This is a genomic window from Streptomyces sp. SAT1, from assembly GCF_001654495.1.
Classification (GTDB): Bacteria; Actinomycetota; Actinomycetes; order Streptomycetales; family Streptomycetaceae; genus Streptomyces; species Streptomyces andamanensis.
This window is the reverse complement of sequence record NZ_CP015849.1, coordinates 4673836-4691394: the sequence shown is the minus strand read 5'-3', so window position 1 is coordinate 4691394 and position 17559 is coordinate 4673836. Positions and strand designations below refer to the sequence as shown.

The following is a 17559-nucleotide window of genomic DNA, read 5'->3' as shown; positions in this document are numbered from 1 at the left end:
CCGCTAACGCTTCGCTGCCAGCAGGGAGAGCAGCCGTGCGGCGCGCTCCGAACCCTGGGTGAACCCGGCCGCCTCGGACGCCGCCGTCGCCTGCCGGAACTCGTCTGCGGCCTCGGCGGTCCGGCCCAGCCCGGCCAGTGCCTCGCCGCGCAGGATCCGCAGCTGCGCCCGGCCGACGACCGCGTGCGGCGAGACCAGCTCGGTGGCGCGCAGGGTGTGGGCGAGTGCGGCCTCGTGGGCGCCGGTGCGCAGGCAGTACTGGGCCAGGTGCTGGAGGGCCAGCACCTGGGTGGCGGGGTGGCCGGTGCTGTCGGCGAGGGCGACCGCGCGGGTCATCAGCTCCCCGGCCCGCACACTGTCCCCGGTGGAGTCCAGGACGGCGGCGAGGTTGACGCAGGCGATGGCCTCGCTGATGGCGTCGCCCGCGCGGGCGGCCAGCTCGGGTGCCGCCTCCAGATGGACCAAGGCCTCGGGGTCCCGGCCCTCCTCGTGCAGGATCCAGCCGAGCAGGGCCCGGGTCCGCGACTGCGCGTCCAGGTCGCCCTCGTGCTCGGCGGAGGCGAGTCCGGCCTCCAGCAGCGGGGTCCAGCCGTCGGTGATCCGCCACAGCATCAGCGGCCACTGCACCAGGGCGAGCCGCCAGGCCCGGTCGTGCAGGCCGAGTGCGGCGGCCGCGGCCACGGCGCCCTCCAGCGCGGGGCGCTCGGCCGCGTACCAGGCGAGGGCGGCGGCCCGGTCGTCGAACTCCCGCGTGGCGGCCGGGCGGCGGGCGTCGGCGGGCAGCGCGTAGCAGGGCTGGGAGCCGGGTTCGGCGGCCGCGTCGGCGGCGAGCCCGGTGAACAGGTAGTGGTCCAGCAGGCGGCGCAGGCCCTCGGGGTCGGCCTGCGGGGCGAGGTGGCGGGCGTAGAGGCGGACCAGGTCGTGCGGGGTCCAGCGGCCGGGGACCGACTCGGTGAGCAGATGGGCGGCGGCGAGCCGGTCCAGGTCGGCTCCGGCCTGGGCGGGGGTGGTCCCGGCGAGCGCGCTGGCGGCGAACCGGTCCAGGTCGGAGCCGGTGTGCAGGCCGATGGCGCGGAACATGCGGGCGGCGGGCTCGGGCAGCTGCTGCACGGTGAGGTGCAGGGCGGCGGAGACGCCGGTGTCCTCGACGTCGAGCAGGGCGAGGCGGCCGTGTTCGTCGGCGAGTTCGTGGGCCATCGCGCCCAGCGTCCACTGGGGGCGTTGGGCGAGCCGGGCGGCGGTGACGCGCAGGGCGAGCGGCAGCCCGTCGCAGAGTCCGGCCAGCCGGGCGGCGGCCTCGGGTTCGGCGGCGATCCGGTCCTCGCCGAGCACGCTGGCGAGCAGCGCCTCGGCGTCGGCGGCCGGGAGGTGGGCGAGCGGCAGCGGCCGGGCGGCGTCGGAGGCGATGAGGCCGCCGAGCCGGTCCCTGCTGGTGACCAGCGTGACGCAGTGGTCGCCGCCGGGGAGCAGCGGTCTGACCTGCTCGGAGGAACGGGCGTTGTCGAGGACGACGAGCAGTCGGCGGCCGTCGGTGAGGGTGCGGAACAGCGCGCCGCGCGCGGCCGTGGTCTCGGGGACGCGCTGCGGGGCGACGCCCAGGGCCAGCAGGAACTCCCGCAGCACCGTTCCGGCGTCGGGCGCCGGGGTGTCGCTGAAGCCGCGCAGATCGGCGAAGAGCCGTCCGTCGGGGAAGGCGGCACCGTGCTGATGGGCCCAGTGCAGGGCGAACGCGGTCTTGCCGACCCCGGCGGCCCCGGTGATCAGGCAGACGGGCGCGTCGGTGGCGGTGACGGCCCGGCCGAGCGCGGCCAGTTCCGGGTCCCGGCCGGTGAAGCCGCGCGGCGGCCGGGGCAGCAGCTGCGGTACGGGCGGATCGGCGTGCGGCGGGACGAGGTGGCCTGCGGCCGGGACGGACTGGGGGACGGGCTGGGGGCCGGACTGGGGGACGTACGGCGGTGCGGACGCGGGGCCGGGCAAGGGTCCGGACGGGGGGCCGGGCGGGAATGCGGGCTGCGGGGCGGCATCGGCGGCCGGGGTCGGGGTGGCCGCGGCGGCTGCCGTGCCCGGTCCGGGGGTGTGCCCGTCGACCGGTCCGGCAGCCGACGGGGTGGCGTCCTCAACGGCTCCGGCAGCAGGTCCGGCGGTGGATCCCGCGGCTTCGGCGGTGCCCGCGGCGGCACCCGCGGCGGGACCGGCGGGGGACCCACCGGCGGCACCGGCCGCGGCACCGGTCGCGGCACCGGCCGCAGTGCCGGTCGCGGATCCCGCCGCGGGCCCCGCCGCGGGTCCGGTGGCCGGTTCCGCGGCCGTACGAGCGGGCAGCGGCGCGGGATCGGCGGCGCGCAGCAGGACGGCGTAGGCCTCGGTGAGCGCGTCGCCGGGGTCCACGCCGAGTTCGTCGGCGAGCAGCCGCCGGGTGCGGTGGTACCAGTTGATCGCGTCGGACTGCCGTCCCGAGCGGCCCAGGGCCAGCATCAGGGCTGCGGCCAGCGACTCCCGCAGCGGATGCGCGACGGCCTCGGTGCGCAGTACGGCGGCGGCCCTGCCGTGCTCGCCGAGCTGCCCGTACGCCTCGGCCAGCGCCTCCACCGAGGCGAGCCGCAGGTCTTCGAGGCCGCCGGCCGCCGCCTCCAGCGGACCGCTGCGCACCGTGCCGGTCAGGGCGGGGCCCTGCCAGCAGGCGAGCGCCTCGCGCAGCATGCGTACGGTGTCGGCGGGCCGGCGCTGCACGCGGGAGAGGGCGACCAGTTCCTCGAAGCGGTGGGCGTCCACCAGGGACTCCGGCATCTGGAGCTCGTACGCCGTGCCCTGGGTGGTCAGCTCGACCCCGTACTCGCGGGCGCCGTGGTCGGCGAGCAGGGCGCGCAGCCGCGAGACGTGGCCTTGCAGGACCGTCTTGAAGTGGGTGGGCGGTTCGTCCTCCCACAGCGCGGCCGTGAGCTGGTCGACGCTGACCGCGGTGTTGGGCCGCAGCAGGAGCATGGCCAGCAGACTGCAGCGTTTCACGGGACCGGGGGCGAAGTCTCCGTTCTCCGTCACCACGGCGACGGATCCGAGCAGCCGGAACTCCACCCTGTGTACCTCCTGATCCGCGGCCCCGTCCCGTGCCGAGGATACGTGGGAAGCCCACCCGTACCGTGCCCCACCTGCCGATCCCGGGCACGGGGCCGGACGGGCGGCGGCGCCCCGCCCCTCGACTTTCCCGGCGGGCGGCCCGGCCGCGGCCATATCACCGCGTTATGGCCGGATGGGAGTACCCGAGCCGCTTCCCCGTCCGGAAGGTTGTGTCATGCCCACGCCGACAACTGCCCTCCGGGCGGCCGTACGGCGCGGGCCGGGCCCACGAGGCCGTCGTCACCTTCCCCACCCGCCCGCACACGTCCACCCGACGTGTCCTCCGGATCGAGGAATCTTGCGCATATCCCGACTCGCGCCCGCACTCGCCGCAGCCACCGTCTCCGTCCTGGCCCTGCTCGCCCCCACGGCGAGCGCCGCCCCGGCCGCGCCCCCCACCACCAGGGCCCCGCAGCCCATCATCGGCGGCGGCTACGCCTCCAGCGGCCCCTGGGCGGCCCGGCTGTACGCCAACGGCCAGGAGAGCTGTTCGGCCACGATCATCGCGCCGACCTGGATCCTCACGGCCAAGCACTGCGTCTCCGGCGGCTCCCTGTCGTTCCGCATCGGCAGCCTGGACCAGTACAGCGGCGGCACCACGGCCAACGGCGTCCAGATCTACACCCACAGCGCCGACCTGGCCCTGGTCCGCCTGGACCGCTCGGTGTCCACCACGTACGCCACCCTCGGCCAGCCCGGCACGGTACGCGTCGGCCAGAGCGTCCAGGTCTACGGCTGGGGCGCGACCTCCCAGTGCGGCTCCGAGATCAACTGCCAGTCCCGCTATCTGAAGGTCGCCGACGTCACCGTCAGCGGCGGTTGCAGCGACGCCTACGGCGGCTCCGCGATCTGCGCCTCCCGCGGCAACGGCATCACCGCCGGCGGCGACTCCGGCGGCCCCATGATGGCCGGCGGCGTCCAGGTCGGCGTCGCCTCCACCAGCGACCGCCAGTCCAGCACGGCGTACGCCAACGTCACGGCGTACCGGTCGTGGATCCAGTCGGTCGCGGGGGTCTGAGGAGCGACCGGCGACGCGTTCGGCTCGGCGCCGGGCCCCTTCCCGTCGTCCGTACGGGGCCCGGCGCCGGGCGCATGACCGCGGCGCTCCGGCCACTGCCTACGCCCGGCCGCTGCCACCGCTGCTGCCACCGCTGTCGGTGACCGGCTCCTTCTCCAGGCCCAGACGCTCCTGCTCCTCCTCGACGATCCGCCGGGCCAGTTCCGTGTCGGACACGTCGACGGCGTCCGGCGTGGCCTCGGCCACGGCGCTGCGGCGGGCGTAGGCGTCGAACAGGCGGGACTTGCGCTCCAGCATCCGCACCAGGCGTTCGTCGACGCCGCCGGTGGCCAGGAGCCGGTGCACGCGGACCGGTCTGACCTGGCCCATGCGGTGGGCCCGAGCCACCGCCTGGTGCTCAAGGGTCGGCTTGATCTGGGGTTCGCACAGGACGACGACGGAGGCGGCCTGCAGGTTGAGGCCGACGCCCGCCGCCTGGATCTGCGCGAGGAGCACCGCCGGACCGGTCGCGGCGGCGAAGTCGTCGACGATCCGCTGCCGCCGGCCGGCCGGGACGCTCCCGGTCAGCGGACCGGACAGCGGTGTGCCGCCGGTGGCGGCGAGCGCCTGCTCCACCACGGTCAGCACGTCCTTGAAGTGGGAGAAGACGACGGTCTTCTGCCCGTTCGCCGCGGCCTCCTGCACGATCTCCCGCAGCCGTTCCAGCTTGGCCGACTTCTCGGGGCGCAGATACGCGGCCCGGCGCATCGCCATGAAGTTCCCGGCGCGCACGGCCTCGCGGTACGCCTCCTCGTCCGACGCGCTCAGCTCCTCCCACTCGTCGGTGTGCTGGAGACTGGGCAGTTCCGTGAGCACGTCCTCCTGGTTGCGCCGCAGGTAGACCGGTGCGACGGCCGTGCGGAAGGCGACCGATCCGGCCAGCGCGTCGCCCTCGCCCAGGGAGTCGGCGAGACGGGGATCGAGCATGCCGACCAGGTTGCGGAACTCCGCGACCCGGTTCTCCATCGGCGTCCCGGTCATCAGCAGCGCGCGCTCGCACCGCCCGGCCCACAGGGCGACCGCCTGCGAGCGCTTGGCCTGCGGGTTCTTCACACTGTGCGCCTCGTCCACGACGAGCAGGGAGACCGTGCCCCCGTCGGGGGCGGGAAAGCCGCGCAGGGCGTCGAACGTGGTCACCCCGACCCCGCCCTGCGCCTGCCAGTCGGCGAACGCCTCGTGCCGGTCGGGGCCGTGCAGCACCCGGACGGGGAGGGCGCTGCGGGCCTCGATCTCTCGCGTCCAGTTGACCAGGACGCTCGCCGGGCAGACCACCATGAAGTGGTCCCGCCCCTCGGCGGCCAGATGGGCCAGCACGGCGATCGCCTGCACGGTCTTCCCCAGCCCCATCTCGTCGCCGAGGATCACCTTGCGCTGCGCGAGCACGAACCGGGCGCCGAACGCCTGGTAGCCGCGCAGGGACACCCGGCGGCGGGAATCGTCCAGGCGCTGGTTCCGTACCCGTTCGGCGACCTCCTCCGGCAGGAAGCCCTCGGCGGCGGCCGCGTCGGGCAGCCGCCCGGAGACCTCGGCGAGCAGGCCGTAGTACTCGGCGGAGCGGAGCTCGAAGTCCGCCCAGGCAGCGAGGTCGGCCGAGGGCCGCAGCAGATCCACCGAGGTCTGCGCGAACAGCTCCGCGAGCCCCGCCTGCTCCGCCTCCTCCACCAGCGCCCGCACCTCGGCGACCGCGGCCAGCGCACGGGCCCGCTTCTCCCGGCCCGCCAGTGCCATGCGCAGCCGCCCGCCGGCGGGCCGCGCGTCGGCCAGCAGCGGCCCCAGCCGCTCCGCGAGGGCGGCGGCCCGGTCGACGGCGCGCCGCGCGTCCGGTCCGGCCTCCACCAGGACGTGCAGCGCCATGACCAGCGCCGTGGTGCCCGGCTCCGGCCGGTCCACATCGATGCGGACGGCCACGGTCTCGTGCACGGCCTCGGCCAGCCGGTGCGCGGCGGCCAGGATCTGGTCGACCGTACGCTGCCCGACACCCGGGATCTGCCGCAGCCGGTAGGGCCCCGCCGCCAGCACCCGCCCCACCGTGCCGAAGCCGCTCCGCTCGACCCCGCCCAGCCGCAGCCGCCCCTCGGTGACGTCCTGGAGCCGCGCGACGGGGATGGCCCCGAGCTCCCGCTCCACCAGCGCGTCGTGCAGCGGCCGCAACGCCTCCCGCACGGCCTCCACGGCCCGCCCGTACTCCGCGACGACCCCCTGCGCGGCCTCCCCCAGCCGCACCCCCCGCCCCACGACCTCCCGCTCCCGCCGCCCCACCCGCCCCGCCCCTTTCTGCCGTCGTGCCGCATCCTCCCACCGCATGCCGTCGCATCGGCCCGCGGATCAGCTCGCACGGGAAAGCCGGGGCACTCGCTTCACCCGGGCACGGTCCAGGAGCAGCCGGGGGCAACAGAAGACGGAAGAGGCAACAGGCAACCCCGCCGAACCCCGATTCCCGACGCGCGCCTCGTGTCAAACTCACTCTCGGCTGCACAGCGAGACAGCTCCATCACGACGGGTTTCGCCGTCGGGTCTTCGTACGACCAGTGAAAGTCGAACGGAAGTTCCCCGTGAGGGCGCAGGACTCTCACGGCCACTGCTCCAGGGGAGGCTCTTGATGAGTACGGCTTTACCGTTCGGCCCGGAACTTCGCCGTTTACGACTGGAAGCGGACCTCACGCTGACCCAGTTCGCCGTGGCGCTCAACTACGACAAGGGGTACCTCAGCAAGGTCGAGCGGGGGGAGCGAGCCGCCTCTCCCGAACTGGCCCGCCGATGCGACGCGTTCCTCGGCGCGAACGGTGCGCTGCAACGCCTGGGCGCCGGCCCCGAGGCCGCCTCGGACGGCGCCGCCGGCTCCCCCACCGCCCCGGGCGGCCGGCGCGTGGGACGCCGGGCGGTCCTCGCCACGGGTGCGGGGTCGCTGATCGACCTCGGCCTGAAACTCGGCGGACAGGCGTCCTCCGCCGCCGCGCCCCTCCTTCCGTCCTTCCGCATACAGTTCGACCAGTTGCGCAAGCTCGGCCAGTCCACCGCACCGAAGGCGCTGCTCCCCCTGCTGGAGACGCAGACGCGCATGGTCGCCGCACTGGCCGGCGACACCCCCTCCGCCACCCGGGCCCCCGCGCTCCGGCTCGCGTCCCGGTTCGCTGAGTTCACCGGCTGGATGGCGCAGGAGGCCGGCGACGACGACGCTGCGCTCGGCTGGACCGGTGAGGCCGCCGAACTGGCGCGTGCCGGGGGCGATCCGTACCTCGGTTCCTACGCGCTCGTTCGACGTGCCCTGGTCACGCTCTACGGCGGGGACGCCGCGGGCACCGTCGCTCTGGCGCGCCGGGCCCAGAACGGCAGGCTCCCGCCGCGCATCCGTGGGCTGGCGGCTCAGCGGGAGGCCTAGGGACACGCGCTCGTCGGCGACGAACGCGACTGCCTCCGCAGTCTCGACCGGGCACGGGAACTGCTGGGCGACGACGCCCGCGACGGCACCGAACCCGTGATCGGCACCACCCACGTGAGCGACCCCGCGGCGGTGACGACCGGCTGGTGCCTGCACGACCTCGGCCGCCCCAGGGCCGCCGCCGAGATCCTCGACCGGGAGTGCCGCCGTCTCCCGCCGCACGCCCTGCGCACCCGCGCCCGCTACGGCTTCCGCCGGTCCCTGGCGCACGCCGCCTCCGGAGAGGTCGAGCACGCGTGCGCCATCGCCGGGGAACTCCTGGCGGTGATGCCGGCCGTGCCCTCTGCGACGGTCAACAGCGACGTCCGCCGTCTCGCGCGGGAGCTCTCCCGGTTCAGGAACAACCAGGCCGTACGCGATCTGCAACCGGCACTGGCACGGGTGCTCGCCCCCGCGCACAGCTGACCCGGGTCCCTCCCCGCCGGCCCCGCCTCGAAGCGAGCTGGTCCGGCCGGTCACCCCGGGCCCCGGGGGATCGCACGATCCCCTGCGGGACCCTCTGCTCCCCGTCCACCGCGTCGCCGCGCGCCCGGCTTCCTCGGGCCGCCCGCGACCGGTGACGCACGGGGTGGCGCGCCTCCACTCCAACGCCCTCCCGTGGACGCGTCATGCCGTCACGCGGCCGTTGCCTCACGGCCCGAACGGACGCCCCAGGGCCCAGTGGCCCTTCATCCCGTTCTGCGCATATGCCTCACGAAAGGAATCTTCATGCCCGACGTCTTCGTCAACTACCGCACAGGCGACGAGGAATCCGCCGCGACCATGATCGCCCGGGAACTCGTCCGGCGCTTCGGCCGCGACCGGGTCTTCTTCGCCAGCAACTCGACCGAGCCCGGCCACCGCTTCCCGGCGGAGCTGGTCAGGGCGGTGGAGGAGTGCGAGGCACTCCTCGCCGTGATCGGTCCGCGCTGGGCCGAGGTGCGCGGGGCCGACGGCCGCCCCGCCCTCGAAGCCGAGCAGGACTGGACCCGCCGTGAGATCCAGACCGCGCTCGACCGCGGGATCCTGGTGATCCCGGTACTCGTCGGGAAGGCCACGCGGATCGACCGCGCCGTCCTCCCCGGTGACCTCCTGGAACTGGCGGACCGCCAGTACAGGCGGTTCGACCACCGCAACGCCGAGTCGGACCTGGCCGCGCTCGGCGACGCCCTCGCCCGGCTGCTGCCCGACCTGGGCGCGGCGGACCACGACGCCCGTGCGGCGCGGGAGCGGACCGAGTCGAAGTCCCGCAAGAAGCAGGACCGCGACGCCGGACACACCAGAATGCGCACACGCGATGTCGAGCAGCGGGTGCGCGGCGGCATCGGGAACCTCAACGGAGACCTGTCCGGCACCTTCGTCAACGAGCCCCGGGGACCGGTGAACACCGGCCGCGGCCACCAGTACAACGCCCCTCACTTCGAGGGCGACAACACCGGGGTCCAGTTCACGGCGGGCGACAACAGCGGGACGGTCCACCAGCGCTTCGAGCGCGACCGCCGGCGCTCGGACGACGAACGATGACCGAAGAGAACCACGTCACCGTCAACGAGCCGCGGGCCCCTGTGAACAACGGCGCGGGACACCAGTACGTCTTCTACGGCGGCGCGGACTGGATGATCCGCCGAGGGGTCGAGTCCCTCCGGATCGTCCGCGAGGACCGGTTGCGCCTGGCCGACCGCTTCGTCCCGCCGGTGCACTACCGCGACGCCGCCGAGCGCCTGGAGAAGCCCGGGTCGGTGGTGCTGCTGGAGGCCCGGCCCGGCACCGGCCGCCACGCCGCGGCGGTCATGCTGCTGCACGGGCTCGGCGAGGACGAGGACGGGGACGCCGAGGAGGAGCCGGTCCGGTTCGACGAACTCTCCGTCCTGGGCAACGACGAGGGCGGGGCGCCTGCCCCCTTCGGGGAAGGGGACCGCTTCCTCCTCGACCTCTCCCCGATCGCCGACGAGGAGCTGTACGCAAAGGCCCAGCGCCGCCTGGCCGTGTACCGGTCACAGGTCCAGGAGGCGGGCGCCCACATGGTCGCCGTCCTGCCGTGGGGCATGGAGCACGCCCGCCTGCCGGACCTCGAACCGCTCACGGTGAAGCTGGAGCGCCCCCGGGGCATCAGCGTCCTCACCCGATACCTCCGCATGGACCGGATGCCCTTCCGGCCCGCCGACCTGCGAGGCGCCGGACTCCAGCCCCTGTACGACCGCTCCCCCATGCAGGAACTGGCGCGGCTCGCAGGGCTGGTGAGGACCGCGAAGAAAAGCGGGCGGTTCGGCACCGGCTTCGCGGACTGGCTCGACCAGGCGCTGCACGCGGTGACCGACCGGGCCGGTGAGGTGGGCCGGCAGGTGGCCGCGGTCCCCACCGCACCCGAGCGGGGCCTGCTGCTCGCGGCGGCGGTGTTCGAGGGGGCCCGCGCCGACACCGTCCACACCGTGTGGCGCGGCCTGATGAGGACGGTGGGGCACGAGGAAGAGACGACCATCGAGCTGGCGCGGACGGACTTCGGACAGCACCTGACGACACTCGGCATCGAACGGGACGCGGACGGACGGCTCCGCTTCGGACAGCTGGCCTACGCCGAAGCGGTGCGGACGTACTTCTGGGCGAACTTCCCCGGGATGCGCGACGCGCTCAGGGACTGGATCGGCCATGCCACCGGGCTCCGCGAGCTGACCACCGACGACCGGATGAACGTCGTCGTCCGCTTCGGTGAGCAGTCCCTTGCCGTGGGACGGCCCGACCATCTCTTCGACCTCGTGGTCCGCTGGGCGGACGGCGCGACCGGCACCTCCTGCGACCAGCGCGCCCTGGCGGCCCTCGAACTCGGCCTCAGCCACGCGACGTTCGGCGGCTGGTTCCGCAGCCGGATGTATCAGTGCCTGCGGTCCGGCCTGTCGCAGGGACTCACCCGCGTCCTGACCGCCGCCTGCGTCCAGAGTCTCGCCGCCACGCATCCGGACCAGGCGATCGTGCGGCTCCACCACCTCGCCGTACGGCAGGGAGAGGCGGCGGGCGAGGCCCGCACGGCACTGCTCGACCTGGCCGGCCGCGAGCACCGGCTCTACCGGCTGCTGATCGACCGCCTGCGGGAGCGGGTGCGCCGGGAGCCGCGCGGGTCCGAGCCCCATCTCCGGCTGCTCACCGAGCTGTTGGGAAGCGACCGGGCCCCGGACCCGCCACCGTGGCCGTCCCTGTTCGTGGGCTGGGAGGCGGTCTTCTCCCAGCCGCCGACGGACCTCTGGAACCCGCTGGTGACCAGCTGGCTGAACACCGTGGCGGGTGACGGTACGCGGGAGATGGCGCTGGACGTGATGGTCAGGGCGACGCACGGGGACACGGCCGCCCTCCACCGCCTCTACGCCATCGCCTACGGCTGGGCCGGAACCGCGCGCCACTCGTCCCGGGCGGCCGTCGCCGCCCTCTTCTGGCGGCACATCGACCGCGCGCAGTACGCCCGCACGGAACCGGACACCGGACCACAGACCACGGAAGAGGAACGATGAGACACCGCTTTTTCAGCCTGCTGTTCGTCGCTCTCTGCGGCCTCGCCCCCGCTGCGCTCGGAAGCCTCCTGCACTGGTCGCCCTGGCTGTGGGGCTTCATGTGCATGGTCACCGCCTCGGGTTCGCTGCTGCTCGTGATGACGGTCCTCAGCGGCGGCCGCACGCCGGCGGCTCCGTACGAGCCCGCCCCGCCCGAGCCGCCGGCGGCACCGGTCGAGCAGCCGTACCAGGAGGCACGGGTGATCGACGCCACGCTGCCGAGCGCGGTGGACGGCTACGACTTCCTCTTCTCCGCCACGGTGTGGTGGAGGCCGGTGCCCGACCACACCGGCTGGTCCGACTGCGCTTCCCCGGCCCTCGCGCTCTCCGCGGTCATCAGCCGGGCGGTGGGGCTCGTCCACCGCGAGGAACCCGCCAGAGCGGACTTCGCACGGTACGTCCTGGACGGGGAACTGAGCATCCCGCTCCAGGACCCGAGCGGCCGGGTGGAGACCCGGGCGGGCGGTGTGACCCTGACCCTCGCCCCCGCCGACCGCGACCGCTTACAGAGGCTGAGTGACCTGCGCAAGGACGAGGAGATCTGGGAGCACGAGCGTCAGCACGAGCGCAACAAGCGGCGCTACCTCGGGGACGACGTGCTCCGGAGCACGGGCAGCGCGGTCGTGTGGTGGCTGGCCCGGCACGAGGACGAGATCGAGAAGGCCGTCGACATGATCGGCCCGCTCGCCCAGATCACGGCGGCGGCCAACGACGAGGAGGTGCCCGAGCTCTTCCGCCACCTGCTCGTCCCGCCCGCGGACGCGCGGACCGAGGCGCCCGTCGGCGGCCCGCTGTGGAGTGACCCCGGCCAGGGCGGAGCGGCGTTCGACCGCGAGCGTGAGGTAGGAGTCCCGGAGCGGCTGCTCCTGCTGCTGGAGGCGGTGGGCCTCAAGCCGGACATGGACGAGTACACGGTGCTGGTGCACCGCGTGGTGCGAAGCCTGGAGGCGGCCGGTCTCCACGAGGCCGCCGAGGAGATCAGGCGGACCGTCCTCCCGGCACCCGACCCGGACGACGAGGAAGGCCGGGACGACGCCTCCCCGAACGGTCCCACGAACGGCCCCTCGAACGGCCCCACGAACGGAGGCGACGACACCCCGGGCCCCTGGTTCCGGCCCTACCCGGGTCCGGCCGGCGCACCCTTCACCGAGGGCGCCGCACCCCCGGCCCCGGACACCGACACCTTCGTGCCGGGGCCGCCGCCGAGCGACACGGACGTACGCCCCGAGAACCGACAGCAGCCGAGCGACACCACCGCAACATCCCCGTACTTCTGGGACACCACCCAAACCCCCCACCGCCCCACCGCACCCCACCCACGGGACGAGGACGACGAGAACGGCGAGCTGATCCGGTAACCGACTGCCTCCCGGGACGCCTCCCGCGAGCGAGGAAACAACAAGGGGCCCGACTCCTCGGAGTCGGGCCCCTTCTGAACGGCTGGACCGGCCATCGCCGCAGATGATGCCCCTGACCGACCACGCCCAGGTGATCCTCTGCTTCAGTTCTGGCGAGTGAACGCCGACCGCACGTGCGGCGTCTCGGCCCCCGGCCTGGACTGCACCGCCACCCACCAGTCAACCGTCGCAAGGAAGAAGCCGGACCAGGGAAATCACACCGCCACGAGCCGGACCCGCTCGCCGCACAGCTTGGCCATGTCGTCAATATCGGAAGTCAGCATGACCACGGGGCGGTGCTGTCGCAGCGCGGCCTCGGCGACGGCCGCATCGATCGCGTACTTGTGTCCGTGCAATCCGGCATTCATCAGCAACTTCGAGGCAGCCCTCGCCTCCTCGTCACCGACCGGGACGACCCGCAGCCCGGAAAGCACCCAGTTCAGGCGTGACTTGTTCGTACGGGCGTGGACGGCCTCGATGATGGTGAGCGCACTGATCACGACCTCCATGCCACGCGAGCGCGCCTCGGCGATCAGAGCCACCACCTGTTCTTCGTCAGCGAGCAGCTTCGAGAGTCCCTCGCTGTCGAGGACGAGCGTCCCCTCGTGACTCAGCCTGCGGCGGGCCACTCGGCCTCCTCGGCGAACACCTCGTCGAAGACCTGCCGCGCCCGCTGACGAGCCGGCTCGGAGACCGGCCCCTTGCGGCTCTCGTAGTCCGCCAGGTACTCGTCCAGGACCTGCCCGCGCAGCTCACGCTCGACCGCCTCGGCGATGAACGCGGAGAACTCCCGCTTGCCCACGCGAGCCCGGATCGCCTCCGCGGTCCCCTCCGGCAGCGACAAGCTCACCCGCGTCGCTGGCCCTTCCCCGATGCTGTACGTCGCCTCAGCCATATCCCCGATTGTGTCAAACGAGTAGGAAAAGCGCCACGTCTGCACTACCTTCACAGCTCGGTCAGCGCCCAGCTCACGCAAATCCCAGCACGGGCACCCCCATCCCATCCCAGCACGATCCCAGCACGGTAGGGATGAGCAGGGGTGATGACAGGTGACGAGGGGTCAGCTATCCCAGCACCATCCCAGCACGGGAAAAAACAAAGGGCCCGACCCCGAAGAGCCGGAACCCTCCTGACCTGCATGTTTGCCAGATCAGCGACGTGGTGATATGTCAGCCGCTACACGTTGAACCGGAACTCCACCACATCCCCGTCCTGCATCACATACTCCTTGCCCTCCATGCGAGCCTTCCCCTTGGCTCGGGCCTCGGCCACCGAGCCGGTTTCGAGGAGGTCGGTGAAGGAGATGACCTCGGCCTTGATGAAGCCCTTCTGGAAGTCGGTGTGGATGACACCGGCGGCCTCGGGGGCGGTGGCGCCCTTCTTGATGGTCCAGGCGCGGGATTCCTTGGGGCCGGCCGTCAGGTAGGTCTGGAGGCCGAGGGTGGTGAAGCCGACGCGGGCGAGGGTGGCGAGGCCCGGCTCGTGCTGGCCGACGGACTCCAGCAGCTCCAGGGCCTCCTCCTCGTCCAGCTCGGCGAGGTCCGCCTCCAGCTTGGCGTTGAGGAAGATCGCCTCGGCGGGGGCGACCAGGGCGCGCTGCTCGTTCTTGAAGTCCTCGTCGGTCAGCTCGTCCTCGTCGACGTTGAAGACGTAGAGGAAGGGCTTGGTGGTGAGCAGGTGGAGGTCGTGCAGCAGCTCCGCGCGCTCGGTGCCCTGGAGGATGCCCTGGGAGAAGAGCGTGTCGCCCTTCTCCAGGATCGCCTGGGCCTCCTCGACGGCCTTCACCTTCGGGGCGACGTCCTTCTTGATCCGCGACTCCTTCTGGAGGCGGGGCAGGACCTTCTCGATGGTCTGGAGGTCGGCGAGGATCAGCTCGGTGTTGATCGTCTCGATGTCGTCCTTGGGCGAGACCTTGCCGTCCACATGGACGACGTTCTCGTCCTTGAACGCGCGGATGACCTGGCAGATCGCATCCGACTCGCGGATGTTCGCGAGGAACTTGTTGCCCAGGCCCTCGCCCTCGCTGGCACCGCGCACGATGCCCGCGATGTCGACGAAGTCGACGGTGGCCGGGAGGATCCGCTCCGACTTGAAGATCGAGGCGAGCTGGGCGAGGCGACCGTCCGGGACGCCCACGACACCGACGTTGGGCTCGATGGTGGCGAACGGGTAGTTGGCCGCGAGCACGTCGTTCTTGGTCAGGGCGTTGAACAGGGTCGACTTGCCGACGTTCGGCAGACCGACGATTCCGATCGTGAGCGACACGTTGCGACTTCCCGTACGTGAGGAGACTGGGGGCCAGGCGGCCGATCCACCAGTCTACGGCGTGCGGCGCCCCGCCCCTCGCGGCGGTTCGCACGCCGGCCGGCTCCCCGGCCCGCCGGGCCGTGCGGCGTGTCAAACGGCCTATTCAACACATAAACAGACCTAGGTTGGAGCAGTGGAGCAACCCAGGACGCGACCTCAGCAGCACGGACCGCGACGCGGCAGGCCGCCCCTGCCCGGACAAGGAGCCCGGGGCCGCCCCCACGCTCCCCGCCCGGAGCGGACGGGGGGGCGCGGGCCCGGCCCGGCCGCGCGGGCGCCGCGGCCGACAGCCGGGCCGGGCCTCCGCGGCCCGGCCGCCCTCGTGCGGCGGCTGCGGCAGTCGCCGAACCCCCGGCTGACCGGCCTCGGGGGCGGCCTCTTCTGCGGTGCGGCCATGCTCGTGCTCGGCTGCCTGGACGCACTGCTGCTGGGCGGTTCGCCCGCCGTCTACGGCGTGCTGTTCCTGCCGGTGTGCGTACTTACCGCGCTCTGGATGCGTCCGGGCGACGTGCTGACCGCGCCCGTGGTGGCGCCCCTCGGCTTCACCGTGGGCCTGCTGCCCGTGGCCGACGGCGACAGCGGTGTCCTCGGCACACTGGTGGGCCTGGTGACCGGCCTCGCCACCCAGGCGCTGTGGCTGTACGGCGGCACGCTGCTCGCGGGGGTCGTCGCGCTCGTACGGCGCGGTGCCGCACGGGGTGCCGCGCATGGTGCCGAGCGTGCTGCCTCCGCCGCCCCGGCCCGGTCCCGGCAGCGGCCTCGGCCGGTGTCCTCGGCCTCGACGGCGGCACCGTCCGGGTCCGCCCGCATGCGCGGCCGCACCCGCCGGTAGACCGGTGAGCCGGTGGGCCGCCGGGCCGGAGGGGAGCCGCTACGCCGCCCCGCTCTCCCCCGCCCGCATCGCCGCGCCCACGATGCCCGCGTTGTTCTGGAGGCGGGCCGGGACGATCTCCGCGCGGAGGCCGTCCAGGTAGGGCAGGAACTTGTGGGACTTGCGGCTGACGCCGCCGCCGATGACGAACAGCTCGGGGGAGAAGAGCATCTCCACATGGGCGAGGTACGCGCGGACGCGGTGGCCCCAGTGCTCCCAGGACAGGTCGTGGTCCTCCTTGGCCTTGCTGGAGGCCCGCTTCTCCGCCTCGTGGCCGTCCAGCTCCAGGTGGCCCAGCTCGGTGTTGGGGACGAGGACGCCGTCGACGAAGACCGCGCTGCCGATGCCGGTGCCGAAGGTCAGCAGGATCACCGTGCCCTTGCGCCCCTGGCCCGCGCCGAAGTGCATCTCGGCGACGCCCGCCGCGTCCGCGTCGTTGACCACCGTCACCGGCAGGCCGCCCAGCCGGTCGCCGAACAACGCGCGCGCGTCGGTGTCGATCCAGCTCTTGTCGACATTGGCCGCCGTACGGACGGTGGCACCGCCGGTGACCACGCCCGGGAACGTCAGACCGACCGGGCCGGTCCAGCCGAAGTGGGCGACGACCTCCCGGACGCCGTCGGCCACCCCGTCGGGCGTCGCCGGTCGCGGGGTGAGCACCTTGTGACGCTCCTGGGCCAGGTCGCCCTTGTCCAGGTCCACCGGGGCGCCCTTGATCCCCGAACCGCCGATGTCCACACCGAAGATCTGCATGGCACCACGTTACGACGCGCCACCGACAGTCACGTGCCGCCGTGAGGGCGCCCGGCGGCCCTCAGTCCTCCGGCGTGCCCGAGCCGCCGCGCTCGGTGGCCAGGGTCGCCGCCTCCTCGCGCAGGTCCCGGCGCAGCTCCTTGGGCAGCGAGAAGATGATGGACTCCTCGGCCGCCTTGACGATCTCCACGTCCTCGAAACCGCGTGCGCCGAGCCATTCGAGCACCTGCTCGACCAGGATCTCCGGCACCGAGGCGCCCGAGGTCACACCGACCGTGCTGACACCCTCCAGCCAGGACTCGTCGATCTCGTCGGCGAAGTCCACCAGGTACGCCTGGTCCGCGCCCGCGAGCTTGGCGACCTCCACCAGGCGCTTGGAGTTGGAGGAGTTGCGCGAGCCGACCACGATGACGAGGTCCGCCTCGGCGCCCATCTGCTTGACGGCGAGCTGGCGGTTCTGCGTGGCGTAGCAGATGTCGTCGCTGGGCGGCGAGATGAGCTGCGGGAACTTCTCCTTGAGGGCGTCGACCGTCTCCATCGTCTCGTCGACGGAGAGCGTGGTCTGCGAGAGCCACACCACCCGCGACGGGTCGCGCACCTCGACCTTCGCCACGTCCTCGGGGCCGTCGACGAGCGTGATGTGGTCGGGGGCCTCGCCGGAGGTGCCGATGACCTCCTCGTGGCCCTCGTGGCCGATCAGGAGGATGTCGTAGTCCTCCTTGGCGAAGCGGACGGCCTCCTTGTGGACCTTGGTGACCAGGGGGCAGGTGGCGTCGATGGTGGCGAGCCGGCCGCGCGCGGCCTCCTCGTGCACGACGGGTGCCACGCCGTGCGCCGAGAACATCACGATGTTGCCCGGCGGCACCTCCTCTGTCCGCTCGACGAAGATCGCGCCCTTCTTCTCCAGGGTCTGCACGACGTACTTGTTGTGGACGATCTCGTGCCGGACGTACACCGGAGCCCCGTACTGCTCCAGGGCTTTCTCGACGGCGATCACGGCGCGGTCCACACCCGCGCAGTAGCCCCGGGGGGCGGCGAGCAGGACACGGCGGCCAGACGTAGCAGTCATGGCCCCCATCGTAAGGCCGTCCGCGCCGCGCCGA

General features: G+C 73.2%; 12 protein-coding genes and 1 pseudogene. 6 read left to right on the top strand and 7 right to left on the bottom strand.

The window, feature by feature from the left end:
- Positions 1–3 precede the first annotated feature (3 nt).
- Complete coding sequence (locus A8713_RS20355; RefSeq protein WP_064535002.1) at positions 4–3072, bottom strand: AfsR/SARP family transcriptional regulator; 3069 nt, start codon at positions 3070–3072, stop codon at positions 4–6.
- 340 nt (positions 3073–3412) lie between these two features.
- Between A8713_RS20355 and A8713_RS20350 the strand changes: the two genes are divergently transcribed.
- Complete coding sequence (locus tag A8713_RS20350) at positions 3413–4132, top strand: S1 family peptidase (RefSeq protein ID WP_064535001.1); 720 nt, start codon at positions 3413–3415, stop codon at positions 4130–4132.
- Between the two features lie 99 nt (positions 4133–4231).
- Here the strand turns inward: A8713_RS20350 and A8713_RS20345 are convergent, their stop codons facing one another.
- Entirely contained in the window at positions 4232–6475 is a 2244-nt protein-coding gene (locus A8713_RS20345; RefSeq protein ID WP_064535000.1) for a DEAD/DEAH box helicase, read from the bottom strand.
- A 295-nt stretch (positions 6476–6770) separates the two neighbouring features.
- Here A8713_RS20345 and A8713_RS20340 point away from each other — a divergent pair.
- The 4 genes and pseudogenes from A8713_RS20340 to A8713_RS20325 all read left to right on the top strand — a co-directional run bounded on the left by A8713_RS20340 (position 6771) and on the right by A8713_RS20325 (position 12486).
- Positions 6771–8015: pseudogene (locus tag A8713_RS20340) on the top strand (helix-turn-helix domain-containing protein).
- A 303-nt stretch (positions 8016–8318) separates the two neighbouring features.
- Positions 8319–9113 (top strand): toll/interleukin-1 receptor domain-containing protein, encoded by a 795-nt coding sequence (locus A8713_RS20335; protein ID WP_064534999.1) that lies wholly within the window; start codon positions 8319–8321, stop codon positions 9111–9113.
- On the top strand, positions 9110–11089 hold the full coding sequence (locus A8713_RS20330; RefSeq protein ID WP_064534998.1) for a hypothetical protein: 1980 nt from the start codon (positions 9110–9112) through the stop codon (positions 11087–11089). The genes A8713_RS20335 and A8713_RS20330 overlap by 4 nt, the downstream gene beginning before the upstream one ends.
- A complete protein-coding gene (locus tag A8713_RS20325; RefSeq protein WP_064534997.1) occupies positions 11086–12486 on the top strand; it encodes a hypothetical protein in 1401 nt (466 codons plus the stop codon). Before A8713_RS20330 ends, A8713_RS20325 begins: the two co-directional genes overlap by 4 nt.
- A gap of 254 nt (positions 12487–12740) precedes the next feature.
- Here the strand turns inward: A8713_RS20325 and A8713_RS20320 are convergent, their stop codons facing one another.
- The 3 genes from A8713_RS20320 to ychF all read right to left on the bottom strand — a co-directional run bounded on the left by A8713_RS20320 (position 12741) and on the right by ychF (position 14790).
- The gene (locus tag A8713_RS20320; RefSeq protein ID WP_037661709.1) at positions 12741–13154 is read right to left on the bottom strand and encodes a PIN domain-containing protein; all 414 of its coding nucleotides are present in this window, start codon (positions 13152–13154) and stop codon (positions 12741–12743) included.
- Positions 13136–13420: a hypothetical protein gene (locus tag A8713_RS20315; protein ID WP_028438980.1), complete on the bottom strand. Its 285-nt coding sequence runs from the start codon at positions 13418–13420 to the stop codon at positions 13136–13138. The genes A8713_RS20320 and A8713_RS20315 overlap by 19 nt, the downstream gene beginning before the upstream one ends.
- Positions 13421–13701: 281 nt before the next feature.
- Positions 13702–14790, bottom strand: a complete 1089-nt coding sequence (gene ychF / locus A8713_RS20310) for a redox-regulated ATPase YchF (protein ID WP_018565182.1) — start codon at positions 14788–14790, stop codon at positions 13702–13704.
- Between the two features lie 436 nt (positions 14791–15226).
- On the opposite strand from ychF, the gene A8713_RS34815 reads away from it, so the two are divergent.
- Complete coding sequence (locus A8713_RS34815; protein ID WP_064537609.1) at positions 15227–15664, top strand: DUF6542 domain-containing protein; 438 nt, start codon at positions 15227–15229, stop codon at positions 15662–15664.
- Between the two features lie 39 nt (positions 15665–15703).
- Here the strand turns inward: A8713_RS34815 and ppgK are convergent, their stop codons facing one another.
- On the bottom strand, positions 15704–16456 hold the full coding sequence (ppgK, locus tag A8713_RS20300; protein ID WP_064534996.1) for a polyphosphate--glucose phosphotransferase: 753 nt from the start codon (positions 16454–16456) through the stop codon (positions 15704–15706).
- Between the two features lie 61 nt (positions 16457–16517).
- On the bottom strand, positions 16518–17534 hold the full coding sequence (locus tag A8713_RS20295; RefSeq protein WP_107440678.1) for a 4-hydroxy-3-methylbut-2-enyl diphosphate reductase: 1017 nt from the start codon (positions 17532–17534) through the stop codon (positions 16518–16520).
- Positions 17535–17559 lie beyond the last annotated feature (25 nt).

Bases quoted from the DNA above. Each gene is read 5' to 3' on its own strand.
- A8713_RS20335 (WP_064534999.1), top strand. From the start codon at position 8,319: ATGCCCGACGTCTTCGTCAACTACCGCACAGGCGACGAGGAATCCGCC.
- A8713_RS20345 (WP_064535000.1), bottom strand. From the start codon at position 6,475: ATGCGGTGGGAGGATGCGGCACGACGGCAGAAAGGGGCGGGGCGGGTG.
- A8713_RS20330 (WP_064534998.1), top strand. From the start codon at position 9,110: ATGACCGAAGAGAACCACGTCACCGTCAACGAGCCGCGGGCCCCTGTG.
- ppgK (WP_064534996.1), bottom strand. From the start codon at position 16,456: ATGCAGATCTTCGGTGTGGACATCGGCGGTTCGGGGATCAAGGGCGCC.
- A8713_RS20325 (WP_064534997.1), top strand. From the start codon at position 11,086: ATGAGACACCGCTTTTTCAGCCTGCTGTTCGTCGCTCTCTGCGGCCTC.
- A8713_RS20295 (WP_107440678.1), bottom strand. From the start codon at position 17,534: ATGGGGGCCATGACTGCTACGTCTGGCCGCCGTGTCCTGCTCGCCGCC.
- A8713_RS34815 (WP_064537609.1), top strand. From the start codon at position 15,227: ATGCTCGTGCTCGGCTGCCTGGACGCACTGCTGCTGGGCGGTTCGCCC.
- A8713_RS20315 (WP_028438980.1), bottom strand. From the start codon at position 13,420: ATGGCTGAGGCGACGTACAGCATCGGGGAAGGGCCAGCGACGCGGGTG.